This is a genomic window from Oerskovia sp. USHLN155 (assembly GCF_037145535.1).
Lineage (GTDB): Bacteria > Actinomycetota > Actinomycetes > Actinomycetales > Cellulomonadaceae > Oerskovia > Oerskovia rustica.
Window position 1 is genome coordinate 117,149 of sequence record NZ_JBBCXG010000006.1, and the last position, 20,062, is coordinate 137,210.

18 protein-coding genes and 1 riboswitch are annotated in these 20,062 nt (G+C 74.3%); of the genes, 17 read left to right on the forward strand and 1 reads right to left on the reverse strand.

The window, feature by feature from the left end:
* Positions 1-63 precede the first annotated feature (63 nt).
* The 13 genes from metK (at position 64) to WFH32_RS10205 (ending at position 14,104) form a co-directional block, all read left to right on the forward strand.
* Complete coding sequence (metK, locus tag WFH32_RS10145; RefSeq protein WP_191798328.1) at positions 64-1,260, forward strand: methionine adenosyltransferase; 1,197 nt, start codon at positions 64-66, stop codon at positions 1,258-1,260.
* Positions 1,261-1,312: 52 nt separating this feature from the next.
* Positions 1,313-3,598: a primosomal protein N' gene (locus WFH32_RS10150; protein ID WP_336707260.1), complete on the forward strand. Its 2,286-nt coding sequence runs from the start codon at positions 1,313-1,315 to the stop codon at positions 3,596-3,598.
* The gene (locus WFH32_RS10155) at positions 3,595-4,254 is read left to right on the forward strand and encodes an HAD family hydrolase (protein ID WP_336707262.1); all 660 of its coding nucleotides are present in this window, start codon (positions 3,595-3,597) and stop codon (positions 4,252-4,254) included. Before WFH32_RS10150 ends, WFH32_RS10155 begins: the two co-directional genes overlap by 4 nt.
* An 86-nt stretch (positions 4,255-4,340) precedes the next feature.
* Complete coding sequence (fmt, locus tag WFH32_RS10160) at positions 4,341-5,294, forward strand: methionyl-tRNA formyltransferase (RefSeq protein ID WP_336707263.1); 954 nt, start codon at positions 4,341-4,343, stop codon at positions 5,292-5,294.
* Positions 5,291-6,910 carry an RsmB/NOP family class I SAM-dependent RNA methyltransferase gene (locus tag WFH32_RS10165; RefSeq protein WP_336707264.1) on the forward strand — a complete coding sequence of 540 codons (1,620 nt, stop codon included), beginning with the start codon at positions 5,291-5,293 and terminating at the stop codon, positions 6,908-6,910. Before fmt ends, WFH32_RS10165 begins: the two co-directional genes overlap by 4 nt.
* Before the next feature lie 99 nt (positions 6,911-7,009).
* The gene (gene rpe, locus WFH32_RS10170) at positions 7,010-7,672 is read left to right on the forward strand and encodes a ribulose-phosphate 3-epimerase (RefSeq protein ID WP_191798318.1); all 663 of its coding nucleotides are present in this window, start codon (positions 7,010-7,012) and stop codon (positions 7,670-7,672) included.
* Between the two features lie 238 nt (positions 7,673-7,910).
* A riboswitch (FMN riboswitch) is annotated at positions 7,911-8,036 on the forward strand.
* Between the two features lie 113 nt (positions 8,037-8,149).
* Complete coding sequence (gene ribD, locus WFH32_RS10175) at positions 8,150-9,418, forward strand: bifunctional diaminohydroxyphosphoribosylaminopyrimidine deaminase/5-amino-6-(5-phosphoribosylamino)uracil reductase RibD (protein WP_336707265.1); 1,269 nt, start codon at positions 8,150-8,152, stop codon at positions 9,416-9,418.
* Entirely contained in the window at positions 9,418-10,128 is a 711-nt protein-coding gene (locus WFH32_RS10180) for a riboflavin synthase (protein ID WP_191796898.1), read from the forward strand. Before ribD ends, WFH32_RS10180 begins: the two co-directional genes overlap by 1 nt.
* An 8-nt stretch (positions 10,129-10,136) precedes the next feature.
* A complete protein-coding gene (gene ribB, locus WFH32_RS10185; protein ID WP_191796897.1) occupies positions 10,137-11,531 on the forward strand; it encodes a 3,4-dihydroxy-2-butanone-4-phosphate synthase in 1,395 nt (464 codons plus the stop codon).
* Entirely contained in the window at positions 11,528-11,995 is a 468-nt protein-coding gene (ribH, locus tag WFH32_RS10190; protein WP_191796896.1) for a 6,7-dimethyl-8-ribityllumazine synthase, read from the forward strand. The genes ribB and ribH overlap by 4 nt, the downstream gene beginning before the upstream one ends.
* Before the next feature lie 129 nt (positions 11,996-12,124).
* Complete coding sequence (locus WFH32_RS10195; protein ID WP_056651951.1) at positions 12,125-12,388, forward strand: phosphoribosyl-ATP diphosphatase; 264 nt, start codon at positions 12,125-12,127, stop codon at positions 12,386-12,388.
* Positions 12,389-12,581: 193 nt separating this feature from the next.
* Complete coding sequence (gene hisG / locus WFH32_RS10200; protein ID WP_191796895.1) at positions 12,582-13,436, forward strand: ATP phosphoribosyltransferase; 855 nt, start codon at positions 12,582-12,584, stop codon at positions 13,434-13,436.
* Between the two features lie 191 nt (positions 13,437-13,627).
* Positions 13,628-14,104, forward strand: a complete 477-nt coding sequence (locus WFH32_RS10205; protein ID WP_336707269.1) for a PH domain-containing protein — start codon at positions 13,628-13,630, stop codon at positions 14,102-14,104.
* A gap of 145 nt (positions 14,105-14,249) precedes the next feature.
* Here the strand turns inward: WFH32_RS10205 and WFH32_RS10210 are convergent, their stop codons facing one another.
* The gene (locus WFH32_RS10210) at positions 14,250-16,172 is read right to left on the reverse strand and encodes a DEAD/DEAH box helicase (RefSeq protein ID WP_191796894.1); all 1,923 of its coding nucleotides are present in this window, start codon (positions 16,170-16,172) and stop codon (positions 14,250-14,252) included.
* 477 nt (positions 16,173-16,649) lie between these two features.
* Between WFH32_RS10210 and WFH32_RS10215 the strand changes: the two genes are divergently transcribed.
* From WFH32_RS10215 to WFH32_RS10230, 4 genes are all read left to right on the forward strand, one after another.
* Entirely contained in the window at positions 16,650-17,249 is a 600-nt protein-coding gene (locus WFH32_RS10215; RefSeq protein WP_318244189.1) for a CDP-alcohol phosphatidyltransferase family protein, read from the forward strand.
* 62 nt (positions 17,250-17,311) lie between these two features.
* Entirely contained in the window at positions 17,312-18,247 is a 936-nt protein-coding gene (locus tag WFH32_RS10220; RefSeq protein ID WP_336707270.1) for a DUF881 domain-containing protein, read from the forward strand.
* Positions 18,244-18,576: a small basic family protein gene (locus tag WFH32_RS10225; protein ID WP_030151349.1), complete on the forward strand. Its 333-nt coding sequence runs from the start codon at positions 18,244-18,246 to the stop codon at positions 18,574-18,576. Before WFH32_RS10220 ends, WFH32_RS10225 begins: the two co-directional genes overlap by 4 nt.
* 8 nt (positions 18,577-18,584) lie before the next feature.
* A complete protein-coding gene (locus WFH32_RS10230) occupies positions 18,585-20,021 on the forward strand; it encodes a DUF881 domain-containing protein (protein ID WP_336707272.1) in 1,437 nt (478 codons plus the stop codon).
* Positions 20,022-20,062 lie beyond the last annotated feature (41 nt).

Here is a 20,062-nt window from a genome sequence, read left to right on the forward strand (position 1 = left end):
TCCCGTCCACGTCTCAGTGGTCGGATGTCGGGTATCACCTGGCGGGACAGTACGCTGGACCACATGAGTTCTGACGACCTGCGCCTGTTCACGTCCGAGTCCGTGACGGAAGGCCACCCGGACAAGGTCTGTGACCAGATCTCCGACGCGATCCTCGACGCCCTCCTGGAGCAGGACCCCACGTCCCGCGTCGCGGTCGAGACCATGGTCACGACGGGCCTGGTCCACGTCGCGGGAGAGGTCACGACCAACGCGTACGTCGAGATCCCGCAGATCATCCGTGAGGTCGTCCGGGGGATCGGCTACACGTCCTCCGCGATCGGCTTCGACGGCGACTCGTGCGGCGTCTCGGTCTCGATCGGCCAGCAGTCCCCGGACATCGCCCAAGGCGTCGACAAGAGCCTGGAGCAGCGCGACGACACGTCCGACCTGGACCCGCTCGACGCCCAGGGCGCCGGCGACCAGGGCCTCATGTTCGGGTACGCGAGCGACGAGACCCCCACGCTCCTGCCGCTGCCGATCTTCCTCGCGCACCGCCTCGCCGAGCGCCTGGCCGTGGTCCGCAAGGACGGGTCGCTGCCGGGCCTGCGTCCCGACGGCAAGACGCAGGTCACGATCGGGTACGACGGCGACCGCGCGGTCCGCCTCGACACCGTGGTCCTGTCGACGCAGCACGACGAGGACGTCCTGCAGGAGACGCTGCGCGCCCAGGTCGCCGAGCTCGTCGTGGCCCCGGTCGTCGAGGACCTCGACCTGGACGTCGCGGACTTCCGCCTGCTCGTGAACCCGACCGGCAAGTTCGTCATCGGTGGGCCCCAGGGCGACGCGGGGCTCACGGGCCGCAAGATCATCGTCGACACGTACGGCGGCATGGCCCGTCACGGTGGCGGCGCGTTCTCGGGCAAGGACCCGTCGAAGGTCGACCGCTCGGCCGCCTACGCCACGCGCTGGGTCGCCAAGAACGTCGTCGCGGCGGGCCTCGCGCGCCGCTGCGAGGTGCAGGTCGCATACGCGATCGGCAAGGCGCACCCCGTGGGCCTGTACGTCGAGACGTTCGGCACGGAGACCGTCCCGGTCGAGCGCATCCGTGCCGCGATCGACGAGGTCTTCGACCTGCGCCCCGCGGCGATCATCGCCGACCTCGACCTGCTGCGGCCCATCTACGCGCAGACCGCGGCATACGGGCACTTCGGGCGCGAGCTGCCCGACTTCACCTGGGAGCGCACGGATCGCGTGGCGGCTCTCCAGGCCGCGGTCTGAGCCACGTCGCACGGGTTCGCCCGGCGTGGGTGGCGCGTGCTGAGATAGGGCCATGACCAGCCAGGACGCCGTGCCCCAGGACGCGGGGGAGCAGCTCACGCTGCTCCCCGCGCCCGAGGCGCCGGGTGGCAGCCGCACGGGCGGCAGGCCCGCCCGGCCGGTGGGCGCGCTCGAGATCGCGAGCGCCCTGCCGGTCGCGCGCGTCGTCCTGGACCTCGTACCGCACCACCTGGACCAGACGTTCGACTACCTGGTCCCGGCCTCGATGGCCGACGGCGCGCAGCCCGGCGTCCGGGTCAAGGCGCGGTTCGGACCGCAGGAGGTCGACGGGTTCGTCCTGGCGCGGGCCGAGGACAGCGACCACGACGGGCGGCTCGTCCCTCTCAAGCGCCTCGTCTCGCCCGAGCGGGTGCTCACCCCGCAGGTCGCGCAGCTGTGCCGCACGGTCGCCGACCACTACGCGGGCACGCTCTCGGACGTGCTGCGCCTCGCGATCCCGCCGCGCCACGCGCGCGCCGAGGCGGCGCCGTCGGGCAGCGGGGCGATCGCCGTGGGCGCACCGGCGGACCCGAGCACCGACGACGAGGGGCGCGCGAGCGCCCCCGGCGCCCAGGAGGCCGCGCCCTCACGCCCCTCCGAGTGGGCTCCCTACCGCGGCGGCGCGGCATTCCTGAACCACCTGGTCGGCGGGTCGGCGCCGCGTGCGGTCTGGACGGCCCTGCCGGGCCGCGTGGCCGACGGCGTGCCCGTCCAGGTCGCCCGGGCCGCGGGTGGGCACGGCACGAGCGACGAGGACCCCGCGCAGGGCGTCCAGCACTGGGCCCTGGCGCTCGCCGAGGCCGTGCGTGCCGCGGTCACGGGCGGGCGTGGCGCGCTCGTGGTGCTGCCCGACGCGCGCGACGTCGACCAGATGTCCCTCGCCCTCGAGCTCGCGGGCTACGCCCCGCACACCGCGCGCCGCGCGGGGCAGTTCGTGCGCCTGACGGCCGACGAGGGCCCCTCGCCCCGGTACCGCAGCTTCCTGGCGGCGCTGCGGGGCGAGGTGCGCATCGTCGTCGGGACGCGCGCGGCGGCGTTCGCGCCCGTCCAGGACCTGGGCCTGGTCGCCTGCTGGAACGACGGCGAGGAGACCCTCGCCGAGCCGCGCTCGCCCTACCCGCACGCCCGGGAGGTCCTGGCCCTGCGCAGCGAGCAGGAGGGGGCCGCGTTCCTGCTCGGCTCGGTCAGCCGCACGGTGCAGGCCCAGGCGCTCCTCGAGTCGGGGTGGGCCCGGGAGGTCGCGGCCCCCCGCGACGTGCTGCGCGCGCGTGCCCCTCGGGTGCGGGCGCTGACGTCGGTCGAGCTCGCGGCCGAGGGCGCCGGGGCCGCCGCCCGCCTGCCGAGCGCGGCGTGGCGGGCCGTGCGGGACGCCCTGGGCACCGGGCCCGTCCTGGTGCAGGTCCCGCGGGCCGGGTACATGCCCGTCGTGGCGTGCGCACGCTGCCGGACGGCCGCGCACTGCGGCACGTGCCACGGTCCCCTCATGCTGCCCGGTCCGGGCGCACCACCGCAGTGCGCGTGGTGCGGGGCACTGGCCGGGGCGTGGTCGTGCGACGAGTGCCACTGGACGGGGCTGCGCTCGGTGCGCGTCGGGTCGGGCCGCACGGCCGAGGAGCTGGGGCGGGCCTTCCCGGGCGTCACGGTGCGCGTCTCGGGGGCGAGCGCGCCGGGCGGGGTGCTCTCCGCCGTCGGGCCGCGCCCTGCCGTGATCGTCGCGACACCGGGCGCCGAGCCCGTCGCGGAGGGCGGCTACGCCGCCGCCCTCCTGCTCGACGCGGCCCTGAGCACCGCGCACGTGGGGCTCGCGGTCGCCCAGGACGCCCTGCACCGCTGGCTCGCGGCAGCGGGCCTGGTGCGCTCTGCCCGCGAGGGCGGGCAGGTGCTGCTCGTGGGCGACGCGGCCCCCGGACCCACCAACGCCCTGGTGCGCTGGGACCCGGCCGGGTTCGCGGACCGCGAGCTCGCGGAGCGTCGAGAGCTCGACCTGCCGCCCGCGGTGCGGGTCGCGGCGATCACGGGCGACCGGCAGGCCGTGGACGCCGTCGTGGCCCGGGTGGGCCTCGCGGACCCCTCGACGACCCTGGGGCCCGTCGAGGTCCCCGAGGCCGTGGGACGCCCCGCACGGGGCGGGGCCGGGCGAGACCCCTCGCTGCAGCCTCCCGTGCGCACGATCGTGCGCGTCCCGCTGCGCGAGGGACGCCGGCTCGCGCGCGAGCTCTCGGCCTCCCTGGCGGTCCGCTCCGCGAAGCGCGAGGGTGGGAGCGTACGCGTCCAGCTCGACCCCAAGGAGATGTTGTGAGCACCGTCCCGCGCGAGACCCCGTCCGAGAGCTCGGCCCGGACCCGGATCGACACGGTCCTGTTCGACTTCGGCAACGTCCTGGTGACCTGGGACCCCTACGCCGCCTACGCCGGGCGCATGGCCAGGGCCGACGTCGAGGCGTTCTTCGACGCCGTCGACTTCCCCACGTTCAACGCGCGTCAGGACGCGGGCCGGTCCTGGGCCGACGCGCGCCGCGCGCTCGCCGAGCACCACCCCGAGCACGTGAGCATGCTGGACGTGTACACCGAGAACTTCGCGGCGAGCCTCGTGGGACCGGTTCCCGGGACGCAGGAGATCGTGCGCGAGCTGCGCACACTCGGGGTACGCCTGTACGGCCTGACGAACTGGTCCGCGGAGATGTTCCACGAGGCCGAGCCCGCGGCGCCCGCGATCGGCCTCATGGAGGACGTCCTGGTCTCGGGGCGCGTGGGGCTCGTCAAGCCGGACCCGCGCCTCTTCGAGGCCGCGACCGAGCGCTTCGCCCTGGACCCCGCGCGCACCCTGTTCGTCGACGACTCCGTGGCGAACGTCACGGCCGCCCGGGCGCTGGGCTTCCGGACCTTGCACTTCGAGGACGCCGCGGGCCTGCGCGCGACCCTGCGCGACCTCGGCGTCGGCGTGCGCGAGGCCTGAGCGGGGGGCCGGCACCCACCCACCGGGGACCGCCCGGGGCGGATCCCGGCGCGGGCCGGGAGGGGCGCACCGCCTAGACTCGCCCCATGCGTGTGCTCTTCGCCGGAACCCCGGACGTGGCCGTCCCGGCCCTCGATGCCCTGATCGACTCCCGGCACGAGGTGGTCGCCGTCCTCACCCGCGCCGACGCGCCCTCGGGTCGCGGCCGCAGGCTGACGCCCAGCCCGGTGCGCGTGCGCGCGGAGGAGGCCGGGATCCCGGTCATCACCGACCGTCCCCGCGGGGAGGAGTTCGTGGCCCGTCTCGCGGCCCTGGAGATCGACTGCGCGCCCGTCGTGGCGTACGGGGAGATCCTGCGCCGCGAGGTCCTCGACGTGCCCCGCTTCGGCTGGGTCAACCTGCACTTCTCGGTCCTGCCCGCCTGGCGCGGCGCGGCCCCGGTGCAGCGCGCGATCATCGCGGGCGACGAGGTCACGGGAGCCACGACGTTCCTCATCGAGGAGGGCCTGGACTCGGGGCCCGTGCTGGGCACCGCGACCGAGACCATCCGCCCCCGCGACACCTCGGGCGACCTCCTGGGCCGGCTCGCGACCTCGGGCGCCGGCCTGCTCGTGGCGACGCTCGACGCGATCGAGGACGGCATCGTGTCCCCGGTCGTGCAGCCCGCCGAGGGAATCAGCACGGCCGCGAAGCTGACCCCCGAGGACGCCCGCGTGCGCTGGGCGCACCCCGCGCTCGCGATCGACCGCCAGGTGCGCGGCTGCACGCCCGCCCCCGGCGCCTGGACCACGCTGCCCGACGGCGCCCGCCTGGGCCTGGGCCCCGTGACGCCGCGCCCCGACGTGGACGACCTGGCGCCCGGCGAGCTGCGGGCCGGAAAGCGCGAGGTCCTGGTGGGCACCGGCACGCACGCCGTCGCGCTCGGCGAGGTGGCCCCCGTGGGCAAGAAGCACATGGCCGCGACCGACTGGGCCCGCGGCGCCCGCCTGGGCGAGCGCGTCGTCCTGGGCACCCCTGACGAGACGAAGGACCAGGCATGAGCGGCGAGGCACGCACCGGCGGTACCCCCGGGCACGAACGCGGACAGGGCGGTCGCGGCGGCTCCGGCAGCCTCGACCGTCGCGACGCGCACGGCCGCGAGCGCGGCGCTGCCCGCGCCCGCGGGGCCGGCCAGCGCTCGGAGGCGGCGCCCTCGCAGCGCGCCAAGGGTGCCGACCCGGCGCGCAACGTCGCGTTCGACGTCCTGCAGGAGGTCGCGACCTCCGACGCGTACGCCAACCTGGTCCTGCCCCCGCTGCTGCGCGCGCGCGGCATCCGCGGGCGCGACGCCGCGTTCGCGACCGAGCTCGCCTACGGCACCCTGCGCCTGCGCGGGCGCTACGACGCGATCATCGCCCAGTGCGTGGACCGCCCCCTCGACCAGGTCGACCCGAACGTGCTCGACCTGCTGCGCCTCGGCGCCCACCAGCTCCTGGGCATGCGGGTGGCCCAGCACGCGGCCGTCTCGGAGACCGTGGGCCTGGCCCGGGCGCGCGCCGGGGCCGGCAGCGCACAGTTCGTCAACGCGGTCCTGCGCAAGATCTCCCGCTCGACCCTCGAGGAGTGGCTCGAGGCCATCACGCTCGACGCGCCCGACGACGTCACGCGCCTCGCGACCACCCAGTCCCACCCGGTGTGGATCGCCCGGGCGATGCGCGAGGCCCTCGTCGGGACGGGACGCTCCGCCGACGACCTGGCCGAGCTCCTCGAGGCCGACAACACCGCGCCGCGCGTCACGCTCGTCGCCCGCCCGGGCCTGGTCAGCCGCGAGCGCCTCGCGGGGGAGGTCGCGCACGACGTGCGCGGGGACGCCACGACCACCCCCGGGCGCTGGACGCCCACGGCCCTGGTCCTGTCGGGCTCGGACCCCGCCGCCATCCCCGCGGTCCGGTACGGCGCCGCCGGGGTCCAGGACGAGGGCTCCCAGCTCGTGACGCTCGCGTTCGCGGGCACGCCCACGCTCCCCGCGACGAGCGACGCCGCGGCGAGCGACCGGTCCGGCGGCGCAGCGAACCCCGACGAGCGCTGGCTCGACCTGTGCGCGGGCCCGGGCGGCAAGGCCGCTCTCCTGGCCTCCCTCGCGGGCGAGCAGGGCGCACGCATCGTCGCGAACGAGGTCGCCCCCCACCGGGCCCGCCTGGTCGAGCAGGCGCTCGCGGCCGTGCCCGCCGACGCGGTCGAGCGGGTGCAGGTCGGTGACGGGCGCCAGGTGGGGGTCGAAGAGCCCGGCGCGTACGACCGCGTGCTCGTCGACGCCCCCTGCACGGGCCTGGGCGCGCTGCGCCGCCGCCCCGAGTCGCGCTGGCGCCGCACCCCCGGGGACATCGCGACCCTCACGACGCTGCAGCGCGAGCTCCTCGGCTCGGCCCTGGACGCCGTGCGCCCGGGCGGCGTCGTCGGGTACGTCACGTGCTCCCCGCACCTCGCGGAGACCCAGCTCGTGGTCAAGGACGTCCTGGCCGGGCGCGACGACGTCGAGGTCCTCGACGCGGCCGCCGCGGTGCGCCAGGTCGCGGGGGACGACATCCCGCTCGCGGACCGCACCGACGTACAGCTGTGGCCCCACGTCCACGGGACCGACGCGATGCACCTGACGCTGCTGCGCCGTCGGGCCTGAGACGCCCCCGCCGGCGGCCGGGCAGGGTGGTGAAGGCCACCCGGCCCGGCCGTCGCGCGCCCTCCGCACGGCGCGCGGGCGCCCTCTAGGCTGGTGCCCATGTCCGCACTCATCGCCCCCAGCATCCTGTCCGCCGACTTCGCGAACCTCGAGCGCGACCTGGGCGCGATCGCGACCGCCGACTACGCGCACGTCGACGTGATGGACAACCACTTCGTGCCCAACCTGACCCTGGGGCTGCCGATCTTCGAGCGCCTCGCCCAGGTGTCCCCGGTGCCGCTCGACGCGCACCTCATGATCGCCGACCCCGACCGTTGGGCCCCCGGCTACGCCGAGGCCGGCGCCGCGTCCGTCACGTTCCACGCCGAGGCCGCCACGGCCCCCGTGCGTCTGGCCCGCGAGCTGCGCCGCCTGGGCTCGCGCGCCGGGCTCGCGCTGCGCCCCGCGACGTCGGTCGAGCCGTTCCTGGACCTGCTGCCCGAGTTCGACATGCTCCTGGTCATGTCCGTCGAGCCCGGCTTCGGCGGCCAGTCGTTCATCGAGGGCGTCCTGCCCAAGGTCCGCCGCATCCGCGACGCCGTGTCCGAGGCAGGGCTCGACGTGTGGGTCCAGGTCGACGGCGGCATCTCGCGCGCCACCATCGAGCGTGCGGCCGACGCCGGCGCCAACGTGTTCGTCGCCGGCTCGGCCGTGTACGGGGCCGAGAACGTCCCCGGCGAGATCGCGGCCCTGCGGGCGCTCGCGGACCAGCACACGCACTGACCGCCACCGACCGTCCGGCGGCTCGCTCCCGGCGCACCGCCGGGCGGTCACCGCATCCCTGAGCGGTTCACAGCTGTTCACAGCTGTTCACATCGGTCCAGCTCGCGGGACGGGCCGGATCGAGGTCCTGCCGGGGGATGCCGGTGTGGCATGCTGGGTGGAGACGAGCCGCCGGACGCAGCGCCCCTCAGGGAGCGCGGGCCCGGGGCTCGACGGCAGCAGAACGAGCAGTACGCACACACGTGCTCCGGGGTCGGTGTAATTCCGAGCCGGCGGTGACAGTCCGCGACCCACGCCTCGGCGTGGTTGACCTGGTGGAACTCCAGGACCGACGGTGAAAGTCCGGATGGGAGGAAGTACGTGGCGGCGCGGGGCGAAGCCCTGTGCCGTGGTGTCGTGACGTCCGTGGACCCTCGGGTCCCGTGACGTCGTCGACCCCCTCACCCCGGAGCGTCGTGCTCACCGGGAGGAGGACGCATGGGCGCCAGGCCCACACTCACGATCGACGCCGCGATGGTGCGCGCGCTCGAGCTGGCCGCGCGGGGCCCCGCGCACGGCCCCAACCCGCGCGTGGGCGCCGTCCTGCTGGGCCCAGCGCCCCGCCCGTCGGACTCCCTGCCCGACGCCGCCGCCCCCGGCCCCGTGGACGCCTCGCCCCGGGTGGTGCTCGCCGAGGGCTTCCACCGCGGCGCGGGCACCCTGCACGCCGAGGCCGCAGCGTTGGCCGACGCCCGCGAGCGCGGCGTGGACGTGCGGGGCGCGACGGCCGTGGTGACTCTCGAACCGTGCGACCACGCCGGACGCACGGGTCCGTGCGCCCAGGCGCTGCTGGACGCGGGCGTGGCCGAGGTCGTCTACGCCGTGGCCGACCCCAACCCCGTCGCCGCCGGGGGAGGCGATCGCCTGCGCGCGGCCGGGGTCCGGGTGGCCGCCGGGCTGCGCGAGGCCGAGGGGGAGCGCCTCCTGGGGCCGTGGCTGGTCGCGGTGCGGCGCGGGAGGCCCTACGTGACCCTCAAGCTCGCCTCGACCCTCGACGGGCGCGTGGCGGCCGCCGACGGCACCTCGCAGTGGATCACGGGGCCCGCTGCGCGCGAGCACGCCCACCGGGTGCGGGCGCAGGTCGACGCGATCCTCGTGGGCACCGGGACCGTCGTCGCGGACGACCCGTCGCTCACGGCGCGCACGACGTCTCCTGCGAGCGCCGCCGAGGAGCGGGAGCCCGGGCTTGCCGGGCACCAGCCCCTGCGTGTCGTCGTCGGGCTCCGCGACCTTCCCCCGCACGTGCGGCTCGCGCCGGGGGGCACCTGGACGACCGACGGGGGCGGGCCGGTGCTGCAGGTGCGCACGCACGACGTCCGCGCGGTCCTGGCGGAGCTGGCCGCGCGCGAGGTGCGCCACGTCCTGGTCGAGGGCGGCCCGGGGCTGGCGACGGCGTTCCTCGCGGCAGGCGCGGTCGACGAGGTCCACGCGTACCTCGCGCCCGTTCTCCTGGGGGCGGGCCTGGGGGCCGTGGGCGACCTGGGCGTGGCGACGCTCGCGGGCGCCCCCCGCTTCGCCACGCACGACGTGCGTCGACTGGGGGAGGACGTCCTGGTCGTGGCCCGGACCGTTCCCGCCGTGTCGTCGACGCCTCCCGCACCCGGCCCCCGCGCCCCGGACGTCCCCGCGCCGGGGCCGCCGACGCCCGACGGCCCGACCCGCACCCACGGCACCACCCACCGCACCACCCCCGAACAGGAGAGCTGATGTTCACCGGAATCGTCGAAGAGATCGGCACGGTCCGCGAGATCGCGTTCCCCGGGGGTGAGACCTCCGACGCCGTCCTGACCGTGCACGGCCCCCTCGCCACCTCGGACGCCCACCTGGGCGACTCGATCGCGGTCGACGGGGTGTGCCTGACAGTCACGGGCGTGGGGCAGGACGGCACCTTCACGGCCGACGTCATGCCCGAGTCGCTGCGCCGCACCGCCCTGGGCGACCTGCGCCCCGGGTCGCCCGTGAACCTCGAACGGGCGGTGCGCGCCGACACGCGCCTGGGTGGGCACATCGTGCAGGGCCACGTCGACGGCGTCGGGTCCCTCGTGAGCAGGGCCCCGGGGGAGCGGTGGGACGACCTCGTCGTGTCCGCGCCCCCGGGCCTGACGCGCTACGTCGCGGAGAAGGGCTCGATCACCGTCAGCGGCGTGTCCCTCACGGTGACCCACGTGGACGATGCCTCGTTCGGCGTGTCCCTGATCCCCACGACGCTCGAGGCCACGATCCTCGGCTCCCTGGCCCCCGGTGACCGGGTCAACCTCGAGGTCGACGTCCTCGCGAAGTACGTCGAGCGACTCCTCACGACCGGTGCCGCCACCCACCTGGCAGACCCGGACGGTCGGGCGCTCGCGGGCACCGACGCGCCCGCGGTCGCCGCCGGCCCGGCGGACGCCCTCCGGACCAGCGCAGCGAAGGAATGAGCACCGCCATGACCTCCCAGCCCGACGCCGACCGTCCTGGCGACGCCACCCCCCACCCTCCCGAGCACCCCGGGCGCGTCCGGACCGGCACCATCGAGGAGGCCCTCGACGCGATCCGTGCCGGGCGTCCCGTCCTGGTCGCCGACTCCCCGGACCGCGAGAACGAGGCCGACGTGGTCTTCGCGGCCGGGACCGTGACCCCCGAGTGGGTCGCGTGGACCATCCGGCACTCCTCGGGCTACCTGTGCGCACCCATGCCGGCAGCGCGGGCCGACGCCCTGGACCTGCCGCTCATGGTCCCCCACAGCCAGGACCCCCGGCGCACGGCGTACACGGTCACGGTCGACGCCGCCACGGGCGTCACGACGGGGATCTCCGCCGCGGACCGCGCCAGGACCCTGCACGTCCTGGCCGACCCGGCCTCGGGCGCGGTCGACCTCATCCGCCCCGGGCACGTCCTGCCCCTGCGTGCCGTCCCGGGAGGGGTGCTGCACCGTGCCGGGCACACCGAGGCGGCGGTCGACCTGGTGCGCCTGGCCGGGGCGGGGGAGGTCGGGGGCATCGCCGAGCTCGTCAACGACGACGGCACCATGATGCGGCTCGACGACGCGGCCCGTGCGGCCGAGGACGCCGGGCTGGTGCTCATCACGATCGCCGACCTCATCGCGTGGCGCCGCGAGCACGACCCCGCCGTCCCCGAGCAGGACACGCAGCCCACGCTCGTGCCCCGTGTGCAGGCCACGAGCGTGGCCGACCTGCCCACCGCGCACGGCCACTTCCGCGTCCACGGGTACCGCGACCTGCGCACCGGGGCGGAGCACGTGGCCCTCGTGCCCGTCGCCGTCCCGGCGGGAGGAGGTGCCCCCGCCGGCACCGGGCCGGACGGCGCCCCCGTCGCGCCCCTCGTGCGCGTGCACTCCGAGTGCCTGACCGGGGACGCGTTCGGGTCGCTGCGCTGCGACTGCGGCCCCCAGCTCCAGGCGTCCATGGAACGCGTCGCCGCCCAGGGCGGCGCCGTGGTGTACCTGCGCGGGCACGAAGGACGCGGCATCGGCCTGCTCGCCAAGATCGGCGCGTACGAGCTCCAGGACGCCGGGTTCGACACCGTCCAGGCCAACCTCGAGCTCGGCTGGCCCGTCGACCGGCGCGAGTACGGGGCCGCGGCCGCGATCCTGCACGACCTCGGCCTCCACCGCGTCACGCTCCTCACGAACAACCCCGCCAAGGTCACCGGGCTCGCCGCGCACGGCATCGACGTCGCCGACGCCCACCGGCTCGAGGTCGGGCACGGCCAGCACAACCACGGCTACCTCATGACGAAGAAGGTCGCCATGGGCCACCTCCTCGACAGCCTCGAGATCACCCCCGACACCACCCCCACCACGAAGGAGAGCGACCGATGAGCGGCGCAGGAGCACCCCAGATCACCGTCGACGGCACCGGGCTGCGGATCACCGTCGTGGCCGCCAGCTGGCACACCGAGGTCATGGACGGCCTCCTCGCGGGCGCCCGTCGGGCGCTCGCGGCCGCGCACGTCTCGCACGTCACCGAGATCCGCGTGCCGGGCTCGTTCGAGCTGCCCGTCGCGGCCGCACGCGCCGCCGAGCACGGCGCGGACGCCGTCGTCGCGCTGGGCGTCGTGATTCGCGGCGGGACCCCGCACTTCGAGTACGTGTGCTCGGCCGCCACGACCGGCCTGACGGACGTCTCGGTGCGCACCGGGGTCCCGGTCGGCTTCGGGGTGCTCACGTGCGACGACGAGCAGCAGGCCCTCGACCGGGCCGGGCTGCCCGGCTCCCGGGAGGACAAGGGCGCGGAGGCCGCCGAGGCGGCCATCGCGACGGTCGTGGCGCTGCGCGACCTGTGAGCACCCGCTGACGGCCCGACGGCGCGGCGCCCCCTCGACGCACACGCACCGAGGGGGCGCCGCGGTCGCGCGGTGACCGGTGGGCGGGACAGGTCCGCCCACCCACCGCCGGGCGACTACCCTGGTCGGGTGAAGACGTTCGAAGGGCTGTTCGCCGAGCTCACCGAGAAGGCCACCACCCGACCCGCCGGTTCCGGCACGGTCGCGGAGCTGGATGCCGGTGTCCATGCGATCGGGAAGAAGATCGTCGAGGAGGCCGCCGAGGTATGGATGGCGGCCGAGTACGAGGGTGACGACAAGACGGCCGAGGAGGTCTCCCAGCTCCTCTACCACGTGCAGGTGCTGCTCCTGGCCAAGGGCCTGACCCTGCAGGACGTGTACAAGCATCTGTGAACCCGGCCAGGTCCGGGTCCAGGGGGAGGCGCACGGAGGCTCAGGCCACCGGGTCGCTTCCCTCACGCATGTCCGTCGTCCGCAGTCGTCCACCGTCCGTCCCTGCGCGCCCGCCGTCGCCGGCGCGCCGACCGGGTGATCGGTCACCCTGACCGCCCCGTCCCCGAACTCCCCCAAGAAACGCGAGGACCCCGTGCTCCGTATCGCCGTTCCCAACAAGGGCTCCCTGTCCGAGCCCGCCGTCGACATGCTCCGCGAGGCCGGCTACCGCCAGCGCCGCGACACCCGTGAGCTCGTGCTCGCGGACCCGGACAACGACGTCGAGTTCTTCTTCCTGCGCCCCCGCGACATCGCCGTGTACGTCGGCACCGGCACGGTCGACGCCGGCATCACGGGCCGCGACCTCCTGCTCGACTCGGGGGCCGAGGCCGTCGAGCACATGCAGCTCGGCTTCGCCGGCTCCACGTTCCGCTACGCCGCCCCCGTGGGCACCATCACATCCCTCGACCAGGTCGAAGGACTGCGCGTGGCCACGTCCTACGAGGTGCTGGTGGAGAACCACCTGCGCACCCACGGCGTCACGGCCTCCGTGGTGCACCTGGACGGCGCGGTCGAGTCCGCGGTCCAGCTCGGCATCGCCGACGTCGTCGCGGACGTCGTGTCCACGGGCACGACCCTGCGCGGCGCAGGCCTCGAGGTCTTCGGCGACCCCATCCTCAAGTCCGAGGCCGTCCTGATCCGCCCGGCCTCCGTGACCGACGACGAGGTCTCAGCCGGCCTCGAGACGCTCACCCGCCGCCTGCTGGGCGTCCTCACAGCCCGCCAGTACGTCCTCATGGACTACGACGTGCCCGCGCACCTCGTCGAGGCCGCAGTGGCCCTCACGCCCGGCCTCGAGTCCCCGACCGTCTCGCCGCTGCACGACCGGGACTGGGCAGCCGTGCGCGCCATGGTGCGCCGCGACCAGACCAACAAGCTCATGGACGCCCTCTACGAGGTCGGGGCGCGCGCCATCCTCGTCACCTCGATCCACGCCTGCCGCCTCTGAGCCCCCCTCCAGGGGCACCCGAAGGCCCGGAGGCCCGGGGAGACCCACCCGAGCAGCCCCGCACGCCCCTGGAGCCGGACACAGCACCACGCTGCCCGGGTGCCGCGCACCACCGCGCCGGCACCCGGGCAGCGCCGTCTCCCGGCACCGGCCGACGCCGTCCGCAGGACAGACAGGGAGAGGATAGGAACGTGAGCAGCAACGTCGCACCCCCCGAACACCTGCCCGGCGACCCCTACGCGCCCTTCCGCCCCCGCTGGGGCACCGCCGTCGCCTACACCGCCGCCCTCGTGATCCTCACCGGATGCACCTTCGTCGCCCTCGTCGCCACCGGACCCGGCACCGACTCCGGCTGGAACAAGGCAGCCACGATCGGCGTCGGCGCCTTCTGCGCCCTCGTCCTGTGGCGCCTCGGCCAGGTACGAGCCACCGTCACCCCCGAACACCTCACCGTGCACAACATCGTCTTCACCCGCCGCCTCGACTGGCCCCAGGTCGTCTCCGTGCGCTTCGGCCCCGGCGACCCCTGGGTACGCCTCGACCTGTCGGACGGCAAGGCGCTCGCGGTCATGGGCATCCAGCGTGCGGACGGGGCCCGTCGCAGCGAGAGCGAGGCGGCGCGCCTGGCGGCACTCGTCGCGGCCCACGGCGAGGCGCACGAGGACTGACGCGGCGCCGTCGGGCACCGGGCCCTGCTCGGGCCAGCGCCCACCAGGGGCCCGACCCCGCAACGAGTGAGGGCCCCCGGAACCTGGTGGTTCCGGGGGCCCTCACGTCGTGCTCAGCGGTCCTGCTCAGGACCCGTCGGTGCGCTCAGCGCTCGCCGGCGCGGAACCGGGGAGCCTTGCGCTCGCCGCCGCGCTCGCCGCGCTCGTCGTAGCGACCGGCCGGGCCGTGGCCCGAGTGACCACCGGAGTAGCCGCCCGAACGAGGCGCCGAACCACCCGCACGGGGGCCACGGGCACCCTGGGGCGCACCCTGGTCCACCTGGATCCGCAAGGACTTGCCCGCGACCCGGGCGCGCGAGATGCGGTCGATCGTGGCGGCATCGAGCGGCGTGGCGATGTCGACCAGCGAGAAGCTCGGGAAGATGTCGATCTTGCCCAGGTCCTTGCCGTTCAGGCCACCCTCGTTCGTCAGCGCGCCGACGATGCCCGACGGCTGGGCGCCGTGCGTGTGCCCGACGGCGAGACGGTAGCGGGTCCCGACGGCGTCACGACGAATGCCGCGCTCACCGCCACGACCACCCTCACGAGGGCCACGCGAGTCGCGGTCACCGTAGGGGCGGGACTCGCGCTCACGGCGCGCGTTCTTCGCCTCGGCACGCTGAGCCTCGAAGAGCTCCTGCTCCTCGCGCGCCTTGGGGCCGTCGTCACCGACCGACAGGGCGACCAGGACGGCCGCGAGGTCGATCGGGTCGATGCCCGACTCCGCGACGTGCGCCGCGACCAGGTCGCGGTACATCGACAGGCGACCGGCGGCCTGGCGCTCGGCGACCTGCCCGAGGATGCGACGAGCCTTGTGCGCGGAGACGTCCGCGGGGGAGGGCACGTCGACCTCCTCGAGGCTCGCGCGGATGGTCTTCTCGATGAACTTCAGACGGTTGCGCTCGCCCGGGGTCACGAAGCTCAGGGCCTCGCCCGTACGACCGGCACGACCCGTGCGGCCGATGCGGTGAACGTACGCCTCCGGCTCGCCCGGCAGGTCGAAGTTCACGACCAGGCCGATGCGGTCCACGTCCAGACCACGCGCCGCGACGTCGGTCGCGACCAGGACGTCCAGAGCGCCCGAGCGCAGACGCTCGACGATCTTCTCGCGGTCCTTCTGCGCCACGTCACCAGAGATCGTGGCCGCCGAGATGCCGCGCTCGACGAGAGCCGACCCGACCTCCTCGGCCGCACCACGGGTACGGGTGAACACGATCGCCGCATCGGCGTCCGAGGTCGCGAGAACACGCACCAGCGCGCCGGTCTTGTGACGGAACGGCACGACGGAGTACGTCTGGCGCACCGAGGTGACCGTCGAGGACTGGCGCGTCACCGCGATCTCGACCGGGTCGTTCAGGTGCTGGGCGGCGACCCGACGGATCGGGGCCGGCATCGTCGCGGAGAACAGCGCGACCTGACGCTCCTTGGGTGCCTGGCCGAAGATCTTCTCGACGTCCTCGGCGAAGCCCATGCGCAGCATCTCGTCCGCCTCGTCCAGGACCAGGTAGCGGATGTCGTCGAGCACGAGGCTGCGACGCTCCAGGTGGTCCATCACGCGACCGGGGGTACCGACGACGATCTGGGCGCCGCGCTGCAGCGCGCGCTGCTGGGGCTGGTACGGGGAACCGCCGTAGACCGCGACGACCTCGATGCCCGGCACGTGCTTGGCGAACGACTCGATGGCCTCGGCCACCTGCATCGCGAGCTCACGGGTCGGAGCGAGGACCAGGCCCTGGACGCGACCCAGGTTCGGGTCGATCGCGGCGAGCATCGGCAGACCGAACGCGGCGGTCTTGCCCGTACCGGTCTGGGCGACGCCCGTGATGTCGCGCCCGGAGAGCAGCGCGGGGATCGCGCGCTCCTGGATCGCGGAGGGGATCGTGAAGCCGAGGTCCGTCACGGCCTTCAGGATGTTCGAGGGCAGACCCAGGTCTGCGAACGTGGGACCCGACTGCTCGGCGGGAGCCGGCGTCTGGGCGGCCTCGACCTGGTCGAGGGCGTGCGAGGGCGCAGAGGTGTCAAGAGACATGGAGATGTGTTCAACCGTTTCGCTGAGGGTGGGAGTTACGCGTGGTCGCCAAGTCGGCTCTCCACTGGCCGCACTCCCGAACACACACCGGTGACTCGCCCGCGCAAAAACAGCGGCGGGCCACACTCACACGAACACGCGGGAACAGCGACGAACTCCAGATTGTGCCGCCAGTCTACGCGACGCCCGCCCCCGAGGGGGAACGGGCACCCGGTGACGTCGAGCACAGAGGCCTCGCGCCCCTGCCTGACGGGGGAGCGCAGAACCGAACGCTCCGGCTTCCCACCAGGTTCCCCATGGCACCTGTCGCGCACGCCACCCACCGGCCATACCGCACGAACCGGAAGAACCGGCCACAACGCCCCGCCGGGACCGCGAAATGCCAGCGCCCCGCACCCGCCCGGCCCTAGGATGGCCCACCGTAGGATGAAGACAGCAACAGGACGCGCGAGACGCACGGAGCAACGGACGGTGGGCGTGGCAGCAGATCAAGAGGTCAGCTCACGCATCCTCACGATCCCCAACGTCATCAGCCTGCTCCGGCTCGCCCTCGTCCCCGTCTTCGCGGTCCTCATCGTCCGCGGCAACGACGAATGGGCGCTCGCTGTCCTCGCGATCTCCGGAGCCTCCGACTGGCTCGACGGCATCCTCGCCCGACGCCTGGACCAGGTCACCAAGCTCGGCCAGATGCTCGACCCGGCGGCCGACCGGCTCTTCATCCTGGTCACCCTCGTCGGCCTCGCCTGGAGGGACGTCGTCCCCCTCTGGGTCCTCGTCGTGATCCTCCTCCGCGACGTCACCCTCCTGTGCCTCCTGCCCGTCCTCACCCGTCACGGGTACGGCCCGCTCCCCGTGAGCTTCGTCGGCAAGGCGGCGACCTTCGCACTCCTCTACGCCTTCCCGCTCCTCCTGCTGGCCGAGGCCCCCGGCGCCCTGGGCGCGACCGCCTCCATCATCGGCTGGGCCTTCACCGGATGGGGCGTCGGCCTCTACTGGCTCGCGGGCGTCCAGTACATCCGCCAGACCCGTCAGCTCGTCGCACCCCGCACCGACCCCCAGGAGACGGCCGCAGGATGACCTCCGCCCCCCGCAACGACGCGCACGGCTCCCGACACGGGAAGCCGGCCCTTGACGCCTCCATGACCCTCCTCACCGAGGTCATGGACCGCCCGCTCGACGCCGGATACGCCGAGGCTGCCGCACGACGCGCGGCCGGGGACGAACCACCCCGCAAGACCCGCACCTGGATCCTCGTCGCCGCGCTCGCGATCCTGCTGGGGTTCGTGACGGCCGCCGCGACGATCGACCTGCGCGCGCCTCAGGGTGCCGCGATCGAGGCACGCAAGGTGCTCGAGAAGGAGATCGTGAGCCGGCGGGACGACGTCGACGCGCTGTCCGCGCAGGCCACGGCCCTGAGCGAGGAGATCGAGACCCTGCAGACGGACGCCCTCGCCGACGTCGACCCCCTCCTGCTCGAGACGCTCCAGACCGACGGCGTCTCCAACGGGTCGATCGCGGTCACCGGTCCGGGGCTCGTGATCACGCTCAACGACGCCGCGGAGGGGGTCGGCGCGGACGACCAGTCCCACAACAAGAAGGTGCAGGACGGTGACCTGCAGCGCGTGGTGAACTCGCTCTGGGCCTCCGGCGCGGAGGCCATCGCGATCAACGGGCAGCGTCTCACGCCGCTCAGCGCCGTCCGGAGCGCGGGCGAGGCGATCCTCGTGGACCTCCAGCCCTTGATCGCCCCCTACAGGGTCGAGGCGATCGGGGACCCAGCCACGCTCGAGACCGAGTTCGCCCGCTCGGCGGCCCCCGGGTACCTGAGCACCATCAGCTCGACGTGGGGGATCCAGTACAGCCGGATCGCGCAGAGCAAGCTCTCGTTGCCGGGCAACGGGATCCAACGTCTGTTCTACGCGCACGCCGTAGACTCCACGGCAGCCACAGGTGACGAGCCTGAGGCGCCGACCGGGCAGGACGGCGCGTCGACGGGGGAGACGGAGAGCCCCGCGTCGACGACCGGTCCCACCGGAGCCGACAGTTCACTCGCAGGGCAGGAGAGCACGGAATGATCGCAGTCGTCGGACTGGTCCTCGGAGTCGTGGCGGGGCTCGTGCTCCAACCCACCGTCCCCGTCGCCCTGCAGCCCTACCTGCCCATCGCGGTCGTCGCGGCGCTCGATGCGCTCTTCGGCGGTCTGCGCGCCATGCTCGACGGGCTCTTCAACGACAAGGTCTTCCTCGTCTCGTTCCTCTCGAACGTGGTCGTCGCGGCCCTCATCGTGTTCCTCGGAGACCAGCTCGGAGTGGGCACGCAGCTCTCGACGGGCGTCGTCGTCGTCCTCGGGATCCGCATCTTCTCCAACGCCGCCGCCATTCGTCGGCACCTGTTCAAGGCCTAGGTGAAGCGATGACGACGGATTCGACCCCCAGCGGTCCCGTGGACCCCGAGAACCCTGAAACCGCTCCACCCCATGAGGCCGACGTCGCCGCCGGGGAGACGGAGCGTCCCGACGAGGACGCCGCGGTGCCGACCGGACCCACCGCGGACGCGGACGAGACCTCTCCCGGCGACCCGGCCGAGCCTGGCGCCGTCGACGCCGTGGCCGAGGTGCCCGGCGCGCCCGATGCTGCCCGGCCCGACGCGCCTCCTGCGCCTGTCGCCCCTCCGGTGGATCCCGAGGCACACGACGACACTGACGACGCCGCTCCTGAGGCGGGACGCGCAGAGGGCACGCTGGACGGCAGACCGTTGACCGTCGACGCGACGGTCGAGACGCCCGAGGCCGGCGAGACGGCCGACACGGCATCCGCCACGGCCGACAGCGGTGACAGCCGGACCGCGTCCGACGTGCCGTGGGACGTCGCCGACGAGCCGGGCGACAGCGGCGAGCCTGCAACGGTGACGGACGCGTCGGCAGCGGGTGCGACCCCGACCGAGGGCCAGCCGCAAGGCACACCCACGGCCACGGGCGTCGGTCTCGGTGCTGGTGCCGGAACCGAGACCTCTGCTCCTTCCCCGACCGCGACGCCTCCGCTCCCGGACCCGGACCGGCCGCACGGGCGCCACGAGGCGACCGGAGGCGCTCCCGCCATCCCCACGGGGGCGAGCACCGACTCCTCGGGCGGCTGGGCGAAGCTCGGTCGCGCCATGAGGCCGACGGTCACCCGTTCCCAGCTCCTCGCCGGTCTCCTGTGCGCCCTGCTCGGGTTCGCACTGGCCGTGCAGGTGAGCCAGACGCAGGAGCAGCAGCTCTCGTCGCTGCGCCAGAGCGACCTGGTCCGCCTCCTGGACGACGTCACCCAGCGCGCGAACGATCTCGAGTCCCGCGTGCAGGGGCTCCAGGACACTCGTGACGAGCTGAGCTCGGGGTCAGGACAGCAGCGCGCCGCCCTCGAGCTCGCGCAACGTCAGTCGCAGACGCAGGGGATCCTCTCGGGTCGACTGCCCGCCGAGGGGCCGGGGATCACCCTGACGATCACCGAGACCGACCAGCGGATCCCCGCGAGCAAGCTCTTCAACATCCTCGAGGAGCTCCGCAACGCCGGCGTGGAGGTCGTCGAGGTCAACGGGATCCGCCTGGTCACGAGCAGCTACTTCGAGGAGACGAGTCGGGGGATGGTGGTCGACGGGCAGAAGATCTCGTCCCCCTACCAGTGGCAGGCCATCGGTGACCCGTCGACTCTCGAGACCGCGCTCGAGATTCCCGGCGGTGCGATGTCGTCGGTCCGCAACGAGGGCGCGAATCCGAAGATCACCCAGGAGGACCTGATCACGATCTCGTCGACGCGCGAGCCGGAGGCCCCCGAGTTCGCGACGCCCGTGCCCGCGGAGGGCGGAAACTGACCCTTCGGGGCTCGTGACGTGGGCGGATACTTTTCTCCGAG